Source organism: Pseudomonas sp. PvP028, from assembly GCF_017832255.1.
Lineage (GTDB): Bacteria > Pseudomonadota > Gammaproteobacteria > Pseudomonadales > Pseudomonadaceae > Aquipseudomonas > Aquipseudomonas syringae.
The window spans coordinates 4,653,988-4,676,257 of the sequence record NZ_JAFIBL010000001.1; the positions used below are offsets into that span (position 1 = coordinate 4,653,988).

22 protein-coding genes are annotated in these 22,270 nt (G+C 59.4%); 10 read left to right on the plus strand and 12 right to left on the minus strand.

All coding sequences use genetic code 11. The annotated features are described in order from the left end of the window. Positions 1–108: 108 nt before the first annotated feature. Positions 109–1,257 carry an aldose epimerase family protein gene (locus JOE34_RS19905; RefSeq protein ID WP_003420913.1) on the plus strand — a complete coding sequence of 383 codons (1,149 nt, stop codon included), beginning with the start codon at positions 109–111 and terminating at the stop codon, positions 1,255–1,257. Positions 1,258–1,307: 50 nt separating this feature from the next. Here JOE34_RS19905 and JOE34_RS19910 read toward each other — a convergent pair whose 3' ends face one another. From JOE34_RS19910 to JOE34_RS19925, 4 genes are read right to left on the minus strand one after another with little or no spacing between them, the layout of a single operon-like run. Beyond that, the gene (locus tag JOE34_RS19910) at positions 1,308–2,204 is read right to left on the minus strand and encodes a metal ABC transporter substrate-binding protein (protein WP_096116645.1); all 897 of its coding nucleotides are present in this window, start codon (positions 2,202–2,204) and stop codon (positions 1,308–1,310) included. Positions 2,205–2,215: 11 nt separating this feature from the next. Beyond that, complete coding sequence (locus tag JOE34_RS19915; protein WP_003420917.1) at positions 2,216–3,085, minus strand: metal ABC transporter permease; 870 nt, start codon at positions 3,083–3,085, stop codon at positions 2,216–2,218. Then, complete coding sequence (gene aztA / locus JOE34_RS19920; RefSeq protein ID WP_016568024.1) at positions 3,082–3,828, minus strand: zinc ABC transporter ATP-binding protein AztA; 747 nt, start codon at positions 3,826–3,828, stop codon at positions 3,082–3,084. The genes JOE34_RS19915 and aztA overlap by 4 nt, the downstream gene beginning before the upstream one ends. Beyond that, positions 3,825–3,971, minus strand: a complete 147-nt coding sequence (locus tag JOE34_RS19925; RefSeq protein ID WP_154292380.1) for a hypothetical protein — start codon at positions 3,969–3,971, stop codon at positions 3,825–3,827. The genes aztA and JOE34_RS19925 overlap by 4 nt, the downstream gene beginning before the upstream one ends. 213 nt (positions 3,972–4,184) lie before the next feature. Here JOE34_RS19925 and JOE34_RS19930 point away from each other — a divergent pair, with 213 nt between their 5' ends. The 3 genes from JOE34_RS19930 to JOE34_RS19940 all read left to right on the plus strand — a co-directional run bounded on the left by JOE34_RS19930 (position 4,185) and on the right by JOE34_RS19940 (position 7,306). Further along, positions 4,185–5,405, plus strand: a complete 1,221-nt coding sequence (locus JOE34_RS19930; RefSeq protein ID WP_003318387.1) for a putative DNA modification/repair radical SAM protein — start codon at positions 4,185–4,187, stop codon at positions 5,403–5,405. Next, positions 5,402–6,241, plus strand: a complete 840-nt coding sequence (locus tag JOE34_RS19935) for a TIGR03915 family putative DNA repair protein (RefSeq protein ID WP_032661479.1) — start codon at positions 5,402–5,404, stop codon at positions 6,239–6,241. Before JOE34_RS19930 ends, JOE34_RS19935 begins: the two co-directional genes overlap by 4 nt. Before the next feature lie 219 nt (positions 6,242–6,460). Then, positions 6,461–7,306 carry an NAD-dependent protein deacetylase gene (locus JOE34_RS19940; protein WP_046266642.1) on the plus strand — a complete coding sequence of 282 codons (846 nt, stop codon included), beginning with the start codon at positions 6,461–6,463 and terminating at the stop codon, positions 7,304–7,306. On the opposite strand, the gene JOE34_RS19945 is transcribed toward JOE34_RS19940, so the two are convergent. After that, the gene (locus JOE34_RS19945) at positions 7,303–9,666 is read right to left on the minus strand and encodes a DNA polymerase II (RefSeq protein ID WP_024661680.1); all 2,364 of its coding nucleotides are present in this window, start codon (positions 9,664–9,666) and stop codon (positions 7,303–7,305) included. The genes JOE34_RS19940 and JOE34_RS19945 overlap by 4 nt on opposite strands. A 222-nt stretch (positions 9,667–9,888) precedes the next feature. On the opposite strand from JOE34_RS19945, the gene JOE34_RS19950 reads away from it, so the two are divergent. Next, on the plus strand, positions 9,889–10,329 hold the full coding sequence (locus tag JOE34_RS19950) for a CBS domain-containing protein (RefSeq protein WP_046266641.1): 441 nt from the start codon (positions 9,889–9,891) through the stop codon (positions 10,327–10,329). Between the two features lie 53 nt (positions 10,330–10,382). On the opposite strand, the gene JOE34_RS19955 is transcribed toward JOE34_RS19950, so the two are convergent. Further along, complete coding sequence (locus JOE34_RS19955) at positions 10,383–10,928, minus strand: DUF4174 domain-containing protein (RefSeq protein WP_003318380.1); 546 nt, start codon at positions 10,926–10,928, stop codon at positions 10,383–10,385. 124 nt (positions 10,929–11,052) lie between these two features. Next, a complete protein-coding gene (locus JOE34_RS19960; RefSeq protein ID WP_046266640.1) occupies positions 11,053–12,255 on the minus strand; it encodes an aspartate aminotransferase family protein in 1,203 nt (400 codons plus the stop codon). Positions 12,256–12,358: 103 nt separating this feature from the next. On the opposite strand from JOE34_RS19960, the gene JOE34_RS19965 reads away from it, so the two are divergent. Beyond that, positions 12,359–13,264: a LysR family transcriptional regulator gene (locus JOE34_RS19965; protein WP_046266639.1), complete on the plus strand. Its 906-nt coding sequence runs from the start codon at positions 12,359–12,361 to the stop codon at positions 13,262–13,264. Positions 13,265–13,345: 81 nt separating this feature from the next. On the opposite strand, the gene JOE34_RS19970 is transcribed toward JOE34_RS19965, so the two are convergent. Continuing rightward, on the minus strand, positions 13,346–15,247 hold the full coding sequence (locus tag JOE34_RS19970) for a methyl-accepting chemotaxis protein (RefSeq protein ID WP_046266638.1): 1,902 nt from the start codon (positions 15,245–15,247) through the stop codon (positions 13,346–13,348). 224 nt (positions 15,248–15,471) lie between these two features. On the opposite strand from JOE34_RS19970, the gene JOE34_RS19975 reads away from it, so the two are divergent. Further along, positions 15,472–15,978, plus strand: a complete 507-nt coding sequence (locus JOE34_RS19975) for a GAF domain-containing protein (protein ID WP_003318374.1) — start codon at positions 15,472–15,474, stop codon at positions 15,976–15,978. A 7-nt stretch (positions 15,979–15,985) separates the two neighbouring features. On the opposite strand, the gene JOE34_RS19980 is transcribed toward JOE34_RS19975, so the two are convergent. From JOE34_RS19980 to JOE34_RS19990, 3 genes are all read right to left on the minus strand, one after another. After that, positions 15,986–16,237, minus strand: a complete 252-nt coding sequence (locus JOE34_RS19980) for a hypothetical protein (protein ID WP_003318372.1) — start codon at positions 16,235–16,237, stop codon at positions 15,986–15,988. A gap of 92 nt (positions 16,238–16,329) precedes the next feature. Then, positions 16,330–17,169, minus strand: coding sequence for a TauD/TfdA family dioxygenase (locus JOE34_RS19985; protein ID WP_004403914.1), 840 nt, complete (start codon positions 17,167–17,169; stop codon positions 16,330–16,332). A gap of 82 nt (positions 17,170–17,251) precedes the next feature. Next, positions 17,252–18,481: a DUF2314 domain-containing protein gene (locus tag JOE34_RS19990; protein ID WP_010411025.1), complete on the minus strand. Its 1,230-nt coding sequence runs from the start codon at positions 18,479–18,481 to the stop codon at positions 17,252–17,254. Positions 18,482–18,616: 135 nt separating this feature from the next. On the opposite strand from JOE34_RS19990, the gene JOE34_RS19995 reads away from it, so the two are divergent. Continuing rightward, on the plus strand, positions 18,617–19,120 hold the full coding sequence (locus tag JOE34_RS19995) for a GNAT family N-acetyltransferase (protein WP_046266656.1): 504 nt from the start codon (positions 18,617–18,619) through the stop codon (positions 19,118–19,120). A 289-nt stretch (positions 19,121–19,409) separates the two neighbouring features. Next, positions 19,410–19,988: an ATP phosphoribosyltransferase regulatory subunit gene (locus tag JOE34_RS20000; protein WP_010411023.1), complete on the plus strand. Its 579-nt coding sequence runs from the start codon at positions 19,410–19,412 to the stop codon at positions 19,986–19,988. Positions 19,989–20,046: 58 nt separating this feature from the next. On the opposite strand, the gene JOE34_RS20005 is transcribed toward JOE34_RS20000, so the two are convergent. Then, positions 20,047–20,946: a LysR family transcriptional regulator gene (locus JOE34_RS20005; RefSeq protein WP_029573522.1), complete on the minus strand. Its 900-nt coding sequence runs from the start codon at positions 20,944–20,946 to the stop codon at positions 20,047–20,049. Positions 20,947–21,129: 183 nt separating this feature from the next. Between JOE34_RS20005 and JOE34_RS20010 the strand changes: the two genes are divergently transcribed. Then, the gene (locus JOE34_RS20010; protein WP_209996496.1) at positions 21,130–22,146 is read left to right on the plus strand and encodes an NAD(P)-dependent alcohol dehydrogenase; all 1,017 of its coding nucleotides are present in this window, start codon (positions 21,130–21,132) and stop codon (positions 22,144–22,146) included. Positions 22,147–22,270 lie beyond the last annotated feature (124 nt).

Consider the following 22,270-nt stretch of genomic DNA (forward strand, 5'->3'; position numbering starts at 1 on the left):
AGTATTACAATTTATTTTTCAAGCTGCATTTTATAGGCTATACATCCATGCATCGGCTTGAATCCGATCAAATAGTCTTACCAATAACAATAAAAGCAGGCAGATCAGATGAAAAAACATGCGCTCCTCAGCACCCTTGGACTGTCCTTGATGATCAGCACCCTGACCGCACAGGCCGCGGCACTCTCCAGCGAACACAGCACGTTTGGCCAACTGCCCGACGGCTCTGCCGTCGAAAAATACACCCTGCGCAACAGTCACGGCGTGCAGGCCAGCATCATCACCTACGGCGCGACGCTGCAATCGCTGCTGGTGCCTGACAAGGCCGGAAAGGTCGAAGACATCGTCCTGGGTTTCGACGATGTGCAGGGCTACCAGAACAACGGTACGGTTTATTTCGGCGCGACCATCGGCCGCTTCGGCAACCGGCTGGCAGGCGGCAAATTCAGCCTGGATGGCAAAACCTATCAGGTCCCGCTCAACGACAAGACCAACGCGCTGCACGGCGGCACGCAGGGCTTTGACAAGCGCCTTTGGAAGGCAGAAGAAACCAAGACCGGTGATTCGGTCGGCGTGAAACTGACCTATCTGTCGCCGGACGGTGAGATGGGTTTTCCAGGAGCCCTGCTGACCGAAGTGACCTACAGTCTGAACGAAAAAAACGAACTGAAGATCGACTACCGCGCCACCACCGACAAACCGACGGTGCTGAACCTGACCAACCACAGTTATTTCAACCTGGCCGGCGCTGGCAGTGGTGATGTGCTCAAACAGGTCGCCACTCTGCACGCCTCGCACTACACCCCGGTCAACGACAAGCTGATCCCGACCGGCGAACTGCCTGCTGTGGCTGGCACGCCCATGGACTTCCTCAAGCCCACCGCGTTTGGCAAACACATCAAGGATGACCATCAACAGCTGAAATACGCCGAACCCAAGCAAGGCGGGTTTGATTTCAACTGGGTGCTCGACACCAAGGGTGACGTGAAGAAACTGGCCGCCGAGGTCAGCGATCCGCAATCAGGCCGCAGACTGCAACTGTTCACCACAGAGCCCGGCGTGCAGCTGTACACCGGTAACTTCCTGGATGGCAGCATTCACGGCAAGGCAGGCAAGGTCTACCCGCACTGGGGCGCCTTTACCCTGGAAACGCAGCACTACCCCGATGCACCCAACCAACCGAAATTCCCCAGCACCCGACTGGATCCTGGCAAGGCCTACACCCAGACCACTGTGTTTAAATTCCTCAACGACTAAAGCGTTGAGCTGCCCGGCGCCCGCAATCAGGGCACCGGGCAGCTTCAGGCTTACTGATTGCGCTTCATTGCCGCAGTCAGGGTATCGACGTTGTAACGGAACATCTTGGCGTAGGTTGGCGCCGGGCCGTCGGCTGGCGACAAGGACTCCACGTACAGTTCACCCCCTGGTTGAGCGCCACTGGCTTCGGCTATCTGCTTGACCAGACGCGGGTCGCTGGAGTTTTCAAAGAAGTAGGCACTGACATGTTCGGTCTTGATCTGACGGATCAGTTTCGACACATCGGCGGCCGACGCCTCAGACTCGGTAGACAAGCCCAGCGGCGACAGGAAGGTCACACCGTAGGCATCGCCAAAGTAGCCGAACGCGTCATGAGAGGTGAGGATCTTGCGTCTGGCAGCCGGAATCGAACGGATCTGATCGCGAGCGTAGGTATCCAGTTGCTGCAACTCAACGATGTAGCGATCACCATTGGCCTGATACACGCTGGCCCCTTCCGGATCGGCTTTCTTCAGCGCCGCGACGATGTTGCGCACATAAATCATGCCATTGGCCGCGCTGTTCCAGGCATGCGGGTCGACAATGCGTTTGCCGTCCTCATCCATGCTGCGCGTCTTGATGCCCTCGGACAGCACCACCGGCTGCCCCTTGTAGCCTGAAGCCTTGATGAGACGATCCATCCAGCCCTCCAGATGCAGGCCGCTGACAAATGCCAGATCGGCGTTTTTCAGCGCCTGGGCGTCACTCGGTGTCGGCTCGTAGACGTGAGGATCGCCGTTCGGACCGATCAGCGATCGAACGTGCACGCGTTCACCGCCTACCGTACTGACCATATCGGCAATGACCGTGAACGAAGCAACGGCTTCCAGCGGTTTGGCCTGGGCGAGGCTGGCGAATGCCGACAGCGCCAGTGCAGCCAGGGAACTCAACATCATCAATCGTTTCATGACGTACCTTTTCAGTGAGCCAGGTGAGGTTTGGGGAACAGCCGACGCACGATGCCCGTGCGCCCGAACAACAGGGAGATGCCGTAGAACGCACTGGCCGTGAGCACGATGGCCGGCCCCGAGGCGACGCCTAGGTGGTAGGAAACGATCAGCCCGATCAGCCCGGACAAGGTCGCCAGCAGCGTCGAAATCACCATCAGGCCACTCAGCGAGTTGGTCCAGAAACGTGCGGCGGTTGCCGGCAGCATCATCATGCCCACCGCCATCAGCGTGCCCAGCGCCTGAAAGCCTGCGACCAGGTTGAGCACCACCAGCAGCAGAAACAGAACGTGGTACAGCGAGCCGCGCCCGCCGACCGCGCGCAGAAAGCCCGGATCGAAGCACTCCAGCACCAGCGGCCGATAGATGATCGCCAGCAGGATCAGGGTGAAGGAGGCAATGCTGCCGACCATGTAAATAGCGGTGTCATCAATGGCCAGAATGGTGCCGAACAGCACGTGCAGCAGATCGACGCTGGAGCCGTGCAGCGAAACAATCAGCACCCCGGCGGCCAGCGAGGTCAGATAGAAGCTGGCAAAGCTGGCGTCTTCGCGTAACGAGGTCAGTCGACTCACCAGACCGGACAGCAACGCCACTGCCAGCCCCGCGATCAGGCCGCCGAACCCCATTGCCGGCAACGACAGCCCGGCGACCATGAAGCCCACCGCCGCGCCCGGCAGCACCGCGTGGCTCATCGCATCGCCCACCAGGCTCATGCGCCGCAACATCAACAGCACGCCGACCGGTCCCGAGCCGATGCCCAGAGCCAGACACGCCACCAGCGCGCGACGCATGAAACCGAATTCGATAAACGGCTCAACCACCAGGCTATAGAGCATCATGCGTCGTCCTCGGCATCACACAACAAGGCATCCGGGCTCCAGTACTCAGCCATGTTGCGCGCCTTGCGCAGGTTGGCAACGCTGAGCACTTGCGCTGTCTCGCCCCAGGCGATGGCTTCGCGAGCCATCAGCAAGGTTTGCGGGAAGTGCTGACGGACCTGTTCGATATCGTGCAATACGGCAATCACCGTGCGCCCCTGCCCGTGCCAGGCACGCACCAGCTGCAACAGATCACGCGTGGTGCGCGCGTCGATGGCGGTGAACGGCTCATCCAGGAGGATCACCGAAGCGTCCTGCAACAGCAGTCGGGCGAACAGCACCCGCTGAAACTGACCCGATGACAGCGAGCCCACGCTACGCCCTTCAAACCCCTCAAGGCCGACGGTCATCAGCGCCTCGCCGGTCAGACGCGCATGATTGCGCGTCAGACTGCGGAACGGACCGATACTGTGCCAGGCGCCCATCGAAACGGTATCGGCGACACTCAGTGGAAAGCTGCGATCGATTTCCGCGGCCTGCGGCAGATAACCAATCGTGCGGGTTGCCAGGCGCCCGCGGTCGACGCGTCCCTGAGCAGGCTTCATGGTTCCGGCGATGGCCTTGATCAGCGTCGATTTGCCCGCGCCGTTGGGCCCGACGATAGCGGTCAGGCTACCGGCCTCGAAGCGCCCGCTGATGTGGTGCACGGCCGGACGGCGTTCGTACGCCACCGTAAGGTTTTCCAGAGCGATGGCGGCACTCATGGAATTGCCACCGACCAGCCAATGGCCAGCCAGAGCAATGTCAGTATCGCCAGGGAAAACAGGACCCGCTTCCAGGCCGCCTGGGCCAGCACGGAGCCTGCTATCGAAGCGCTTGCTGTCGAAGCGTCAGAAGGATTTTTCAAGTAAAAGTAACCTGCAACTATTTGTTACAGTATTACATACCAAACGTGCAAGTGTTATTAAATAACGTTCATGCTGGCACCTTGCTTTCCAGTCGTGCAGATAAACGCCGGGACGGATCCGATTCGGCATCGCCTCGCAGAACTCCGCCGTGCGGTACTTGTGACACTGCACGCACCCCTATACTGTATATACAAACAGTCAAGGGGCACTTCATGCAGCTTATCGACAAGCTCAGCATTCTGGCAGACGCCGCCAAGTACGATGCGTCGTGCGCCAGCAGTGGAGCACCCAAGCGCAGCTCGCAGGACAAGTCCGGGCTCGGCTCTACCAATGGCATGGGCATCTGCCACAGCTACACGCCGGACGGGCGTTGCGTGTCGCTGCTGAAGATTCTGCTGACCAACTTCTGTCTTTACGACTGCCAATACTGCGTCAACCGTCGCTCCAGCGATGTGCCCCGTGCGCGCTTCACTCCCGAAGAAGTGGTCACGCTGACGCTGGACTTCTATCGCCGCAATTGCGTGAGCGGGCTGTTTTTGAGTTCCGGGATCATTCGCTCTGCGGACTACACCATGGAGCAACTGGTCGAAGTCGCCCGGCTGTTGCGCGAGGTGCATGAGTTTCGCGGCTACATCCACCTCAAGACCATCCCTGACGCCGATCCAGCGCTGATCGAAAAGGCTGGTCGTTATGCCGACCGCCTCAGCGTCAATATCGAGCTGCCGACCGACCTGAGCCTGCAGACCCTCGCACCGGAAAAAGACGTCGCGTCGATCAAGCAAGCCATGCAGACGATTTACACCGGCGAGCAAACGGTGCGCAACGAGCCTCGCTCGCCGCGCTTTGCGCCTGCCGGGCAGAGCACGCAGATGATTGTCGGTGCCGATGCCACCGACGACAGCACCATCCTGCACAGCGCGCAGTCGCTGTACAGCAACTTCAAGCTGCGCCGGGTCTATTATTCTGCGTTCAGCCCGATACCCAACAGCCCCAACAGCGTTCCGCTCGCGGCACCGCCCCTGATGCGCGAGCATCGCCTGTATCAGGCTGATTTTCTGCTGCGCGGCTATGGTTTCACTGCCAGTGAACTGCTCGACGGCCCCGGTGATCTGGCGCTGGACATCGACCCCAAACTGGCCTGGGCGCTGGGCAACCGACAGGTTTTCCCCCTGGACCTGAACCAGGCCGACCCGGCACTGATCGCCAGGGTGCCGGGCATTGGCATCCGCACCACGCAGCGGCTGGTCGAGTTGCGCAGACAGCGGCGCATCCGCTACGAAGACCTCACCCGCATGCGCTGCATACTGGCCAAGGCCAAGCCGTTCATCATTACCAGTGATTACCACCCGCCGCATGCGGAAACCACCAGCGAGTTCCTGCATCACCAGTTGCGCGACCGGCCTCAGCCTCAGCAAATGGGCCTGTGGGGATGATCTGCCTCGACTGCGACGACCTGTTCGACACTTGGCGGCAACAGGCTCGCTGGCTGTTGAGCCACGAAATCGACCCCAGTCAGGTCAGCTGGAAGTCGCCGGATGCCGCCGATCTGTTTGGCAGTGAGGAAGACTACCCCAAGGAAGCCGGGCCGTTTCAGGCACGGGTTCCGCTGGAGCTGGTGCAACTGCTGGAAAGCGCCTCGCGTTACCGGGGCGATCAGCGCTGGAGCCTGCTGTACGAAGTCTTGTGGCGCGTGACCCATGGGGATCGCACGGCGATGATGGCCGGTGACAGGCTCGGCAGTGAATTGCATCGCCGCCTTAAATCGGTAAGGCGCGAGGCCCATCATCTGCACGCCTTCCTGCGGTTTGTCGCGCTGCCGTCCGTGGCTGACGACGAAGCCCTGATGCGCCCGCAGTACGTGGCCTGGCACGAACCGGCGCACGATATTCTGCTCAGTGCCAGCGAGCATTTCATCGGCCGCATGGGTCAGCACCGCTGGATGATCGCAACGCCTCAGGACGGCGTGTATTACGACGGCCAACAACTGATTCATGAGCGACGCTGCCCGCAAGCCTGGCAGACCATGGCCAGGCAGGTGGAAGACCCGCATGGCGAACTGTGGCTGACCTACTACAGCCACATCTTCAATCCTGCGCGCCTGAACCCCAAGGTCATGGAAGGCCACTTCCCTTCGCGATTCTGGAAGAACCTGCCGGAAGGCCCGCTGATTCCGGCCCTCATCACCCAAGCCCGCACCGGCAAGCAGCGTGATGGCCAGGCTAGCGACATCGCCGCCAGACGCGGCAAGAAGATTGCGCTGAAGGACTGAGGGCGAGGCACAGAGCCCCCCTCAACCGCCCGTTGAACGGATACACGCCCCTTGCCTCGGAGCACATTGCCCTGACTGACCACGTAGCGGTCCGCTGCCAGGACCAGCGATTGAACCAACCTCTGCCACGGCGGCTCACAGCTGTGGCATCCGCACGCTGACTGCACGCCAGATGATAATGTGACCCGTCACAAGAGGCAGGCCACCCGAGGTTCAAATATGCTCGACAGCCCAACCCGACATCTGCTCGACACGCTATGCCAGGCGATGGCCGACAAACCGTTTCTGGTGGTGACCGGCGCAGGCATCAGCACCGCGTCCGGCATTCCGGACTACCGCGACAAGGATGGCGTGCGGCGCGGCAAGCAGCCGATGATGTATCAGGAATTTCTCGGCAACCCTGCAGCGCGCCAGCGCTACTGGGCACGCGCCATGCTCGGCTGGCCGCGGATCCGCGCGGCACAGGCCAATGCTGCGCACCGGGCCCTGGCTGCGCTGCAGGCTAAAGACACTATCACAGGACTGATCACCCAGAACGTCGACGCACTGCATACGCAAGCCGGCAGTCGGGACGTCATTGAGCTGCACGGCAGTCTGCACCGGGTACTGTGTCTGGATTGCCAACAGCGCAGCGAGCGGGCAGCCATTCAAGAGCAGATGCTGGAGCAAAACCCTTATCTGATCGGCGTCCACGCAACACAGGCACCGGACGGCGACACCCTGCTCGACCCGGCTTTCGAGGCCAGCTTCAAGGTGCCCAACTGCCCGCACTGTGAAGGCGACAGGCTCAAGCCCGACGTCGTGTTCTTCGGCGAAAACGTCGCCGCGCAGACCGCTGCCAAGGCTACGCAGAGTGTCGAGGAGGCCGAAGGTCTGCTGGTGGTCGGCACCTCGCTGATGGCCTGGTCGGCATTTCGCCTGTGCAAGGCCATGGCCGAACAGGGCAAGCCGGTCATCGCCATCAACCATGGCAAGACCCGGGCCGACGAACTGCTTGAAATGAAAATCGAGGCGTCCTGCGAGCAGGTATTGCCGTGGCTCGCCGAGCAGCTGGTTTCGCGCTAGAACAGCCCTAACTGCCCACCAATCAGGGTGCTGAAATCGTCGTCCACGAAGGGCAGGATGGCATCTGCCAGCGGTTGCAATTGACGAGTCACGTAGTGATCGTAGTCAATCGGGGCGTGACGAATTTCCAGCGGCTCCGGCCCGGCGGCGGTCATCACGTAGCTGATCCAGCCGCCACTCTGATACTGACGCGGTCGGCCCTGCTGGTCGTTGTATTCATCGGCCAGCCGCGCGGCGCGCACATGGGGCGGCACGTTACGCTGGTAGTCATCGAGCTTGCGACGCAAGCGCTTGCGGTAGATCAACAGGTCATCCAGCTCGCCTGACAGAGTACGCTGCACGTAGTCACGCACGTAATCCTGATACGGCTGACGCTTGAAGATCCGCAGGTACAGCTCCTGCTGAAACCGCTGAGCCAGCGGCGACCAGTCGGTGCGTACGGTTTCGAGGCCCTTGTAGATCATCTCTTCGGAACCGTCAGCACGGGTCACCAGACCGGCATAACGCTTCTTGCTGCCCTCCTCCGCACCGCGCACGGTGGGCATCAGGAAGCGCCGAAAATGCGTTTCGTATTGCAGCTCAAGGGCACTGTGCAAACCGTACTCGGCGTGCAAGTGCTCGCGCCACCACTGGTTGACCTGCTGCACCAGCGCCTTGCCGATGCTTGCTGCCTCTTCCTGCCCATGAGGGCGACCCAGCCAGACGAATGTCGAGTCGGTATCGCCGTAGATCACGGTGTAGCCCTGCGCCTGAATGAGGTCGCGGGTCTTGAGCATGATTTCATGCCCGCGCAGGGTGATCGATGAAGCCAGGCGCGGATCGAAAAAGCGGCAGCCGCTCGAACCCAACACACCGTAGAAGGCATTCATGATGATTTTCAACGCCTGGGACAAGGGCGCATTCTTGTCGCGCTTGGCGGCTTCCCGCCCCTGCCACACGCGCTCGACAATGGCTGGCAGGCTGTGACGGGTGCGCGAAAAGCGCGCGCCGCGAAAGCCTGGCACCGACTCGCTGTCCGCAGGATGCCTAAGGCCTTCGATCAAACCCACTGGATCAATCAGAAAGGTACGAATGATCGACGGATAAAGGCTTTTGTAGTCCAGCACCAGCACCGACTCATACAGCCCTGGCTGGGAATCCATGACAAAACCGCCAGGGCTGGCCTCCGGCAGGCGCTCGCCCAGGTTGGGCGCAACGAAACCCTGGCGATGCATCAGCGGGATATACAAATGGCAGAACGCCGCAACCGAACCACCACTGCGATCGGCAGGCAGGCCGGTGACCGTGGCGCGCTCGAGCAGAAAAGTCAGCAATTGGGTCTTGGCAAAGATGCGCGTAACCAGTTCGCAGTCCTTGATGTTGTAACGTGCCAGCGCCGGCTTGTCCTCGGCGAACATGCGGTTGATTTCGTCCATGCGCTGATAAGGCGTGTCGATAGCCTTGCCTTCGCCCAGCAGGGTCTGCGCGACGTATTCAAGGCTGAACGACGGAAAACTCCAGGTCGCCGAGCGCAGCGCCTCGATTCCGTCGATGATCAGCCGGCCGCTCACGTCGGCAAAAAAATGGTTGTTGCGACTGCCGTGCTCACGCCACCCCATCGCTTCACCGCCACGCCCGAGCCTTAATGGCACTTGCAGGCGCTGGGCATGCTCATGCAGCACGCGCAAATCGAACTGGATAACGTTCCAGCCGATAATCGCGTCAGGGTCGTGCAGCGCCAGCCACTCGTTAAGGCGCTCGAGCAACTGCGCGCGGGTATCGCAATAGTCGAGCTGAAAATCCAGCGCCTCGTCGCCACCATTGACTGGGCCCAGCATGTAGACCTGGCGCTGACCACAGCCCTCCAGCGCAATCGAATACAACTCGCCGCGGGCCGTGGTTTCGATATCCAGCGAGACCAGTTTCAGGTTGGGACGGTAATCGGGTGCCGGCTTGATCTGCGCGTTGCAGAGCACGCCATCGGCATCCGGCGTGCCGCCAAACTGCACCGGCGCAGTGATGAAGCGCTCCATCAGGTAGCGTTCTGGCGGTCGAATGTCCGCTTCGTAGACGTCTACATTGCCCCTGCGCAGCAGCTTTTCGATGTTCATCAACTGGCGGTGCTGCTGGCAGTAAACACCCAGCACCGGGCGGTGACGAAAATCACAGAGTTCCAGCGGGCGCAGCTCCACGCCACGCTCGCTACGCAACAACGATCGGGCTCGCTCGCCCTGATCGGCGGGAATAAAGGCAACCGAGGGCTGGCAAGGCAGGCGGATATGGCGCGGGCCCTGATCGGTGGCCAACCAGAAGTCGACCTCGGTCCCGGCGGGCGTGTCTTGCCAGTGCCGACTCAGGATAAAGCCCTGCTGTACATCCAACGCTGTTACCTCGACGCCCGGTGAAACGAATGATTCTACTTGGCTATGAGGCCAAAGGCGCGCCTGACAGGCGAATTAACGGCACATTGAGGGCGCGGATAATTGATTCCTCCTATTCCAGTGATCCTTATTTACTGCTTGCTCGTTTCTGCCCACTGGATGATTCTGTAGTGGTTCTGGCAATGCACTACAGCCATCCAGATCCCGATCACGGAGAGCCCCATGAAAACCGTCGCCCAGCTACTGAAATTGAAAGACCTGCAGAACCAGCAAGTGCATACCATCGGACCGGATCAGATGGTGCTCGAAGCACTCAAGTTAATGGCTGAAAAGAACATCGGTGCGCTGCCGGTGGTCGAGGGCAACGTGGTGGTCGGCGTCATCAGCGAACGTGACTATGCGCGCAAGGTGGTCCTCAAGGGGCGCTCGTCGGTGGGTACACCGGTGAGGGACATCATGAGCAGCAAAGTGATCACTGTTGACTCGCAGCGCAGCGTCGAGGCGTGCATGGGCATCATGACCGACAGCCACCTGCGCCACCTGCCGGTCGTGGAAGACGGACAGTTGCTGGGCCTGCTGTCCATCGGTGACCTGGTGAAGGAAGCCATTGCAGAACAGGCTAGCCTCATTCAACAGCTCCAGCAGTACATTCGCGGCGAATGAACTGAGCAACACATCAGGCGCAGCGCGCTATCGCCGCGCGCCACGCCGTTCACTCAGTCGTCCAGCGTCTTGCCAGGCGCCCCGCCCTTGACCGGCTTGCCCGGTTTTTCGGCCGGCGCAGGTTTGGCTGGCGGCTCGGGAGCAGGTGCTGCGGCTTCCTGCTCGCGCATCGGCATCTGATCGATAGTGGCGAAGATTTCTTTGGGGTCTAGCGATTCCGGATTTTTGAGAGTCTTATCGACCTTTTTCTCGCCGTCCTTGCCCACCAGAATGACCTTGGTCCCCGCCCCCGCCCCGAGCTTAAGCTCACGGATCAATGCCATGGTCGACTGCGGGTCCATGCTTTTGCCGTCGCGCTCGCCCATGGTGTTGACCACCGTGAACAACACCATATTGCGCTGTGCAAAGGCCTCACGGTTGGCAGGCTCATCCAGTGACTTCTTGAGCTTGACCAGCACCGGATCTATGGTGCTGGGAGCGATGATGATCAAGGGACGCGACTTGCCGCGCTCCTGTGCCAGAGGGCCGTCGTTGTCAGCGGCAAGCGCTGTACCGGCAGCGACAAACAGGGTGGCGAGGGTCAGGGACCGGATTAACATGGTGGGCTCCTTTCAAATCCATTGGGTAGCCATCGCGTACAGACCGACACGATGCTGGTCTGTTCTACCGCATATGGGTCATCCCGGTACAGCCCGATGTAGTCCTTTTCCTTAATCCGTTGCGTCAGGCCGAGCGTACAAACGAACGATCACAGGCGCTGTCGAGGCTCGCCGCCAGGCCTTGGACAATCTGCGCCACTTCCGCGGCGTCCAGCACCAAGGGCGGCAACAGGCGGATGATTTTGCCCCGAGTGACATTGATCAACAGGCCATGATCCTCGGCTGCAATGCGTGTGAGTTCGGGTATCGCCTGGCGCAGTTCGATACCGATCATCAAACCTTGGCCACGAACGTCCAGCACGTTCGGGTGAGCACCCAGTGCATTGCGCAGCCCGGCCAGCAACTGCCGGCCTTGCAGTGCGGCGTTTTCCACCAGCGCCTGTTGTTCGATGATATCGATCACCGTGCAGCCGACCCGGCAGGCCAGCGGATTACCGCCGAAGGTACTGCCGTGGCTGCCGGGCGTGAACAGTTGCGCCGCCCTGCCCCGCGCCAGGCAGGCACCGATCGGTATGCCGTTGCCCAGCCCCTTGGCCAGGGTCATGACGTCAGGGACGATACCCTCATGCTGAAAGGCAAACCACTTGCCGGTCCGGCCCATCCCGGTCTGGATTTCGTCGAGCATCAACAGCCAGTCACGCCGCGTGCAACGCTCCCTCAAGGCCTTGAGATACCCGGCGGGGGCCACCTGCGCGCCGCCCTCGCCCTGAATCGGCTCGACCAGCACGGCGCAGATCTGATGCCCATAGGTCGTGCAAACCTTGTCGAACGCCGCCAGGTCGCCAAATGGCACTTTGATGTAATCGCCGGGCAAGGTACTGAAACCCAGGCGTACGGCCGGCCCGTCGCTGGCCGATAGCGTGCCCAGGGTACGGCCGTGAAAGGCGTTTTCCATGACCACGACCAGAGGCCGTTCGATGTATTTGTGCCAGCCATGCAGGCGCGCCAGCTTGAGCGCAGTCTCGTTGGCCTCGGCACCGGAATTGTTGAAAAACACCGAGTCCAGCCCCGACAAGGCCGTCAGTTTCTGCGCAAGGCGCTTCTGCCAGTCGATGGTGTACAGATTGGACGTGTGCAACAGCAGGCCCGCCTGATCACGAATCGCCTCTACCAGCAGTGGATGCGAGTGCCCCACGTTGGTCACAGCCACGCCTGCCACGGCGTCCAGGTACTCGCGCCCGCCCTGGTCCCACAGACGTGTGCCCAGACCATGGGTGAAACTCAGGGCCAAAGGTTGGTAAGTGCTCATCAGGCAGGTGGCGGTCATGAGGTGAAGCTCCTTGGGTATGTTTCGGTTTTTGCAGTATCGTTAACAAGCCCAGATGGATAAACAGCGAAATACTTCAATCATTTTAAAGCCAGGGTTGATAATGGATTTGTTTCAGGCAATGCGCGTTTACGTGAAAGTGGTCGAGGCAGGCAGCCTGACGGCAGCGGCGCAAGCGTGTTCAATTTCCACCACCATGGTCGGCAATCACTTGCGCGCACTGGAGGAGCGCCTAGGCGTCAGCCTGTTGCAGCGCACCACACGCCGTCAGCGATTGACGGAATTCGGTACCGCGTATTACGAGCGTTGCCTCGAGGTGCTGGGGCTGGTGGCCGAGTCCGAGCAGTTGGCCGAGCAGGCCCACGGCGACCCCACAGGTACACTGCGCATCACCGCGCCACTGACATTCGGTTCGGAAGTATTGGCGCCTGCTCTGGTCGAATTTTCGCGGCGCTTTCCCGAGGTCAAGCTCGACCTGGTGCTGACCAATCAGCGTCTGGACATGATCGACAATGGCTTTGACGTCGCCATTCGCCTGGGCAACATTCCAGAATCCTCACCACTGATCGCTCGCCCCCTGCAGGATTACACCTTGATCATCTGCGCCGCACCGGACTATCTGGCCCGTCACGGCACGCCGACGCATCCAGAGGATCTTCGTCAGCATAACTGCCTGGCGTTCGCCTACCCGGCTGGAGACGAATGGCGCACTGCCGGCACACAGTGGCGTATGACTGGCGCCGACGGCGACGTGCTGGTGGAGGTAAGCGGTTCGATGGTGGCCAACACTTCCGCCGGTCTTTATCAGGCGGCTCGTGCAGGCATGGGCGTAGTGATGCTTCCGGATGCGCTGGTGCAGCGAGACTTGCAGGAAGGCCGGCTGGTTGCGTTGTTCCCCGACTACCATTTGCCCAGACGACCGACAAACCTGCTGTATGTACAGGATCGCTATCGACTGCCCAAACTGAGAAGTTTTGTGGAGTACGCGACGGGGCTTTGGGGGCGGTAAGGACTTACCGCCGGAGGTTTAACGGGCCGACTCCGGCGCGCAGCCTGTGCGGTGCGCGCCGGGGTTTACCGGGAATGAACGTCAGACCCGGAATCGACTGACCAGGCTCTGCAGATGCACGCCCAGACGAGCGAGCTCTGCGCTCGACGCGGCAGTCTCTTCACTGGCGGAAGCCGTCTGTTCGGAGATGTCTCGCACATTAAGAACACTGCGATTGATCTCTTCGGCAACGGCGCTCTGCTCTTCGGCGGCAGCGGCGATCTGATGGTTCATCGTCTCGATCGTCGAGATTGCCTGAGTCATGTTATTGATGGAAACACCCGCATTGCGTGTCAGCTCGACACTGTTTGCAGTCAGTGCCTGGCTGTTGTCGAGGATCGTTGCCACCTGCGCCGTACGGGTATGCAGACCGCTGATCAATGCCGCGATCTCTTCGGTCGACGTCTGCGTGCGCTGGGCCAGGCTTCTCACTTCGTCAGCCACCACCGCAAAGCCTCGGCCTGCTTCGCCCGCACGCGCGGCTTCGATTGCAGCGTTGAGGGCCAGCAGATTGGTCTGCTCGGCAACGGCCTTGATGACATCAAGCACACCACCAATCTTGTTGCTTTCGTTCTTGAGCTCGTCCATCGCGGACTTGGAATGCGTGACTTCAGTCGCGAGTTTCTCGATCTGGGCAACTGCCTTGGAAACCACGCCGTCGCCTTCGCGAGCTTCTTTCGATGCGTTGACCGCAGCGTGCGAAGCCTGCTCTGCGTTGCGTGCAACTTCCTGAACGGTCGCAGACATTTCGTGCATCGCAGTGGCGACCTGATCGGTTTCGCTCTTCTGGCTGTTAACGCCGGCGCTGGTCTGCTCGGTGACGGCTGACAACTGTTCGGCGGCACTGGCGATTTGTGTCACGCCGTCGCGCAGGCCACCAATCAGCTCGCGCAGGTTGCCGGTCATGCGCATCATGCTGCCCTGCAGCTGGCCCAGTTCGTCCTTGCGGGTGATCACCTGATTGTTCGTCAAGTCACCATCAGCGACACGCTCTGCCAGTTTCAGTGTGTCACGCAGCGGGCCTACGATAAGGTTGGTAATTATCCATGCCGCCAGGGCGCTCATGATCAACGCTGCAATCAGCCAGACAGAGAGCAGCATCTTGGCCTGACTCACATCTTCCACTCTCAGGTTGACCTGGTTCTCGGACAGCTTGTCAGCACATTCAAACAGAATGCCGATGTCTTTGGTGATGCCTGCCTGAGCCAGATCAATCCTGGCCTGCGCCGCGGTGAACTGATTCAAGGTGTTCTGATAGCTGATCACCGAGTCCACAAGATGCTTGATGATCGCCGACTGGCCATCGAAACCTTGCAGATTTTTGAACGATTCGATAACCGTATTCATCGATGTTTCCGCTGGGGCACGGTTCTCCGGCTTCAGCGAATAGGTGTAGCCACGCAAGTCAAAGCGCATTTTCTGGAACAGCGTCATCGCCTGCACGATGGCGTCGCGCTGTGCGGGAGTGCCGTCATCGGATCGGGCAATGGCGTTGAGCTTTTGCAAATCGTCAGCGCCTGCATCGGCGTACTGGCCAAACACCGAACGGGTAGCCTCACGGGCAGCGGTCGCCTGCATGAGGTTGTCGTAGTGGATACGGTAATCCTTCAAGGCGTCTGCGGCAGTATTGACCAGCGGCACGTTCAACGGCGAGTCGAACACCTTCTGCGCGTACTTCACATGATTTTCGAGACTTTCGAAAGCTTTCAGCCAGTTGCTGGCGCGCTCGGCGTCATAGTTGACCGAATAAGCCAATCGGGCTATCCGGACGTCCCGCGTGAGCGAGCTCAGCTTGCCGATGTCGGAAATACGCTCGCTTCGTTCACTCAGCGAGGTGATGCCTGTCCAACCCGTCAGCGCGATCAGCACCGTCAGTACGATGACCAAAGCAAACCCGAGCACAAGCTTGGACCTGACAGAAATATTGCGCAGAGTGTTTATCACAGGGAGTCGCTCTTTCGTTGGTCATCAGTGGAGTACAAGAGGCCTGTCCTTGCCAGCTAGCTATACAATCCACAAATGTCGGCAGCGAGGCTTAAAACTTTAAAACTGGCGTCAATATTTCGCTTGAAAATAAATCCTCGCAGGCGCGACCAACCCCGATGGCATTTTCATTCCAGTCAGTTAGCATGGGCCGTTACCCACACTTGGGTATTCTGGAGAAGTGCATGAGTCTGGAATTGATCGCCTCAAAAAGCAGCTTGTTGACCATCGAGGAGCGCGCTGCGATTGCCGAGATCGAGGCCACGACCAATGTGCTGCGACTTGTCACTCGCCTGACAGGCATGCGCTTCGCTGGTATCGCCAAATTTACCGACGCAGACTGGATCGCCTGTTCTGTCTATGACCCCACTGACCTGGGTATGGACGACGGCGATGTGTTCGAACTCGAGACCACGCTCTGTAACGAGTTTTGTACCAATCCCCAGGCACTGTTCGTGCCGCAGATCAGCACGAACGGCCGGTATGCGAACCTGCCAGTTGTGAAGCGCTACGCCATCGAAAGCTATGCGGGCGTGCCGATCTACCTTCCCGACGGACAGCTGTATGGTGCGTTATGCGCTCTGGACTCCAGAACGACGCTGTTTGACGACCCCGATCTGGCGGAAACCCTGACCCTGTTCGCCCGATTGATCGGGTGCATTTTCTTCGCCAACATCAACGAAGGTAGCTGACCCGAGCTCACGGGCTGCCGGGCGGCTCTGCCAGCGCGTACAAGGGCATCGACTCAAGCAAAGCGCTGCTGAACTGGCCTTCGTCGAGTTGCATGCGATGTCGGGGCGGAACGGGTGTCGCAGGGTGATCGCTGTCCAGCAAGGCTTCGACAGGCAGATCGATCCCGAAATGAGGAAATGGCTCCTGAGCCACCCAACCGCCAGCGGCCAGGACCAACAATAGAAAAATACCCGCAATGGGTTCTTTGGGTCTGCACATTCTCGTTTCTCCAGTCCGGCAAAACGATCCGGCTCATGATGAGCCACTCAGTATAAAAGCCAGGGCGTCACCCGGCTCTCGCGGTCGTCGCATTACGCGAAGGGCTCTTCGCCCTGCAACTTGGTGCGGTGCATCATTCGCCCGCACTCGGGGTCATAGGCTTCGGCCCGGTGCATGGTGCCGGTGTTGTCCCAGATCACCAGATCACCGACCTGCCACGCATGGCTGTAACTGAACGCCTCGGACGTGGCCCACTCGCGAAGGCCGACCAGAATTCGTGCACTTTGCGCGAGGCTGAGGCCAACGACTTGCTGCGCGGTGCAGCCCAGAATCAGCGACTTACGACCGGATCGGTGCTTCCAGACCAGCGGCAACTCCTTCTCGCCGATAGCCTGCATGGCCTCGAGCATCGCAAGGCCAGGCTCCGGATTGTAATAGAGTAACGATGCCCATGGGGCATGAATGACGCGCAGGCTGTCGTAATGTTGTCGGTCAGCGCTCGATAACCCCTCATACGCCGAGTAAGTGTTACAGAAACCCGTGTTGCCTCCCCAGCTGGCCGGCACCTTGCAGGACAACAGTGAAGCCAGAATGGGTGAATCGCTGCTCGTACCGTCTATGTGCCAGTAGAGCGAACCTTTGAGAAACTCCGCGCCTGCCGGATTCTCTTTCACATCCAGGCTGATCCGGGTGATGTTCTGCCCATCGCCGGGTTCAGGGCAGAACGTACCCAGCGTGCGAGTGAAGGCTATCTGCTCTGCATCGGAAAAATGAATCTGCGGGAACACCAGCACCCCTCGCTGCTCCAGCAGTTCCCGGATCTCCCCAGCAAAACGTCCCGACAGCAGGTCCTGCTTGCCGTTGAAAACACGCGCGCCAATGCCTGGCTTGATGGGCTCCTGCGACAGCTGAACGAGCGAAGTGGCTAACATGGTGCAACCCTCTTCATAAGTGAACACAACGGTACACTTATGAGGAAATGGAAGCAATAGCTCTGTTTTGCCGCGGGACGTTTTAAAGGGAATGCAGGTAATTACCCAAGTGATCGTGCAGGAAGAAAGCGAGCAATACTCCGATAAGCATTGCCAGCAAATCCAGCGCTCTGGCCTTGCCCCATATCGGTGTGCGCTCACGGAGTCGAAAATACCAGGGGCCCGTACAGAGAATCAGACCCTGCCCCAGGAACCAGACAAGAGCAATGAAAAGCCCAGTGCTTAAGAGGCTGTCGTTTCTGACAATCAGAGAACCTGTCGACTGACTCAAGGCAGCAAAATAAAGGCCGACCACCCCGATGACCGCCATCGTCAGCCCGATGGGCCAGGCTGGAAAACCGCGACGCTGTACGTGCTTTTCAAGGTTCGAACGATCTCCCTCCAACAGCTCGATGGTTCTCGGCCATCCTGCGATACGCGCAAGCGTCAGTACGTCATGGCCGTTGCTGTTGGTCGCCGCAGAATCTGCCCCCATGTACAGAAGCGTGGCGACGAAATTGCAATTACCGGCGAGGGTTTCGCGATGGATCATTTGCCAGCCCGAGTCGTCGTAGTCAGTGGCCAGACCCGGATCATCCCGAAGGCCCTCTTCCACGGCACCCTGTGCGTTGAGTCCCATCGGATGCTCAAGCCGCTCCAGCTTGTTCAAGGCACGTTTATCCGACGCACTGTCCAGTGCGCGAGAGAAGCAGACCGGTGACTTGCCATCTGCTGGCGGAACAAGCATAACGGTCCCCGCCTCACCAAAGTCCAACCCCCACGCCTGGTCATGCTCGACGCGCTCGGCCGCAGACATGCCGGACCGCAGGGCATCGATAGTGAAACCGCCGAATGCGCGACCGCCAAACACATAGACCCAGTCATTCAAGCGGTCCAGGGAAACCGACACAGGGTCCCCGGCATTTATCGAACTCACCCACACAGGCTCATTCATGAGAACGCCCGAGAGGGTCAGGCCGTCGAAATCGACATCCGTGACCCACATGTTCTCAACCGATGGGCTGTCGGGATCGGCTGAGTCAGTCGTGAAGGACACCTTTACGGCAGCCAGGTCCAGCGCTTTTACAATTCGGCGACGCTCCCAGGACATCTCGCGCCAGAAGAATCTGAACGTGCGCTGCGCACTGGCAACCGCGGCACGAAAGTCCTCGCTCTCGCCTTCAACACCGTAAATTTTTTGCTCCGTCATTGGCAGGGTCATTCCTTGTTTGATGAGTGCGAACAGAATGGCGGTGTCGCGGCCCTCATTCAATTCGGCTGTTTTAAATACATTACTTCTTGAGTCACTGTGGCGCCAATCTCGATATTACCTGCTTGCGGCCAGGATAATCCGCTGCCAAAGTGCCTCGAACGAACGCCTGATATGCAATTCAAGGAAAGAATCAACATGCACGCCCCTGCCTCGCAAATCCTCATCCAGCGCATGGCCGACATTCACCTCGAAGGTGTCACTGCACTCTATAACGAGCCTGCGGTGTGCCGTCAGGTGTTGCAGATGCCCTATCAGTCCATCGAAGTCTGGCGCAAACGCCTGGCTGCCAGTACCGAGCGACACGTGAAACTGGTGGCGCTCCATGGCAACGAGGTGGTAGGCAGCATTGGCCTGGAGCAGTATTCGCGTAGTCGACAAAGCCATGTCGGCGCTATCGGCATGGGCGTGGCGTCGGCCTGGCAGGGCAAAGGCGTCGGCTCGAAGTTGCTGGCAACCGCACTGGACATCGCAGACAACTGGATGAACCTGCACCGGGTGGAGTTGACCGTGTATGTCGACAACGAAGCAGCCCAGGGTCTGTATCGAAAATTCGGTTTCGAAACAGAGGGCCGGCTGCGCAACTACGCGGTGCGCGATGGCCTGTTCGTCGATGCCTTGAGCATGGCGCGGCTCAGATAAACCGTGTCCGTCAACACCGCTACTTGAGCGATGCGTTAAAGCATGCAAGGATCAGCCATGAATCAATTTCCCCAAAGCAACCGACATCACCACCACAGCCCGCTTCAAGGTGCTGCGGTTGCTTGTGCTCATCGATTGGCCAGATATAGATCCACGTTCTGACCCATCAGTGAAACCGACCAAGGCGCCCATGGCGCCTTTTTTATTGCCTGAAAAAACTGGAGATCATCACCCATGACCATGCTACGCGGAACCCGCATCGTGACCGGAACAGAAGCCGCAACCCTGCGTGACACAGAAAACCGTTTCCGGAGCTATCTTCATCGAAGCCGGAGCTGAGGAAGCGATAGTGCCGGCCTTATGGGGCCAAGACACCTTTATCGAAAAAGCCGGCGGCAGCGAAATCATCGGCCAAATGTGGGCCTTCGAGGACAAGGCCGGACGCCCCTGTTGCCTGATACCCGAAGCCACGGCGCTGTTTCAGGAGCGCAGCGAAGCGCTGCTTGAGGGACGACGTGAAGCGCTGTTTTTCTATGTAGCACGCTGTTATCGCTACGAGCGCCCGCAAGCCGGACGCTACCGCGAATTCACCCAGCTGGGACTGGAAATCCTTGGCCCGTCGCCGCAACAAGCGTTGCTGCGCAGCCAGGCCATCTGCACGGGCTTTCTGGATTCGCTGGGCCTGGACTATGAACTCAATACCGCCGTGAAACGGGGCCTGAGCTACTACCTGGAAGGCAACGGCTTCGAGGTGCGATGTTCACGCCTGGGTGCACAGCAGCAAGTGGTCGGCGGCGGCGCCTATCGAGAAGGTGCCGGGTTTGGCATCGGACTGGAGCGGCTGGTATTGGCGCTTGGGTGCGGTTGACCTCGCTTGCCCGGAAGCGTCTTGCAAAGAGGCGCTTCTCTACCCTGCTGCTCGTGTTTCAGCGCACATCAAACCAACGAGGATGGAGCTTTGGAAAATGCTCTCTCAGCCAGGCGATGAATGCTTGTACCTGTGGGGCCAGATGCGTGCGGCTCGGGTACAGCACAGACACCGGACGCGGCAACGGGCGAAATTTCTCAAGTACCTCGACCAGCTCTCCGCTCGCCAGAAATGACTCCACCGCAATGCCCGGGGCCTGAAGAATACCGAACCCCGCAAGCCCGCACTGCACATAAGCATTGGACTCGTTGACAGTGATGCCGCCACGCGGTGGCAAAGCAAAATCGTCACCATTCAACGAGAAATGCCAAGGTAAAGGCCGGTTGCTCTGGCCAGACAGAAAACTGACACCACAATGGCCTGCCAGCTCGTCCAGCGTCTCGGGTGTGCCGAAAGCTTGCAGGTAAGAAGGCGCGGCGCAGGTCACCATCGTAGCCCTGCCTATTTCCCTGACCACCAGACTTGAATCGGGCAGCTCTCCGATGCGCAGTGCGCAGTCGATACCCTCTGCGACCAGATCCACCGTGCGGTCCGTTACCCCCAGCGCCAGCTCTATGTCGGGGAATGCCCGAGTAAATCCTTTCAGGCTTTCCATGAAACTACGCTGGCTGAAAGCCGCAGGAATATCGATCCGAAGCCGCCCCCGCAGCGTCGAGCCGTTTCGGTCGAACATGGCAGTGGTTTCGGCAAGATCAGCCAGATTGTTCTTAACTCGCTCGTAAAAACGCTGACCTTCCGCAGTGAGTTTGACGCTGCGGGTCGTACGTTGAAACAGTCGAACATCCAATGATGCTTCAAGGTCCTGAATGATCCGGGTCACATGTGGACGCCCTATCTGCGTGGCATCCGCCACTTTGGTAAAACTGCCCAGTTCGGCAAGTTTCACGAACACCTGCATCGACTGTAAAAGGTCCACCGACGAATCCCCCCAGAAACACAAACCGAGCCATTGTTGCCTCTCAGGATAACAATCCTGTCGATTTCCGCCCATTTATCTGCAACAGCGTTTTACCAACAATGACCTCAGCGGCTACAAGGCAGATGCCCCTGTGCGCCCCCACATGATTGCTGGAGACATTAAATGCAAGCGTGGCTGTTAAAAGACTTCGGGCTCGAAAATCTGGTTCTTGGAGAAGCTGAAACGCCAGTTCCCAAAGCGGGTGAACTGCTGATCAAAGTCGGTGCTGTATCGCTCAACTTCCGTGACAAAGCGATTGTCGACGGCATCTATGAACCGCATCGCGTTCCCAAGCCACTCATTCCGGTCAGCGATGCAGCGGGTACTGTTGTGGCGGTAGGCGAAGGCGTCAGTCGCTTTGCGGTAGGCGATCGAGTGAACTCGCACCTCTACTCACGCTGGATCGATGGCCCTCCAGGCCCGGACGAACCGGACTACTGCTTCGGCTCGCCTTTGCCGGGCGGCTTGGCCGCCTACATGATCATTCATGAACAAAGTGCAGTCCGTGCACCCGATGCCATGTCGGATGAAGAAGCCGCTACATTGCCGATTGCCGCATTGACGGCGTGGTATGCGCTGGTTGATTTCGGTCAGGTAGAAGCTGGACAGACCGTCCTTGTGCAAGGCTCAGGCGGCGTGTCGATCTTTGCCGCTCAGATCGCGACGGCATTGGGTGCCAACGTCATTGCGACCTCCAGCAAGGATGAGAATCTGCACGCAATGAAGGCGCTGGGGACAGTCGCTGGAGTGAATTATCGAACCCATTCCGAGTGGGCAGACGAAGTCCTCAAACTCACCGATGGCAACGGGGTCGACCTTTTGCTGGACGTGGCAGGCGGCGACGGCATCAACCAGTCGATTGCTGCAACCAAGGCAGGCGGGCGCATCGCGCAGATTGGTTTCCTGACCGGCCAGACCTCGGCACTGAACCTGATGCCGATGATCTTCCGCCAGACCACCTTTCGCGGCATTGCCGTAGCACCTCGCTCGTCGTTTGAGCGGATGAACGCGTTTCTCAACGAGCACAAAATTCGTCCGGTGATCGATCACGTTTACCCTTTCGAACAGGCTCGCGAGGCTTATCAGCACTTGGCCAGAGGTGCATTTGGCAAGGTAGTGATCAAAGTCGATCAGGCCTGACAAGGGCTTGAGGCTGCGACGCGCGAGAACGTCTCATGCGTCGCAGACTGCGTTCGCCTGTCAACCATTCAAACTCAACGGGTTACACTGCACCACTCCCCCGCCGCAGACCCGAGGCCCCCGT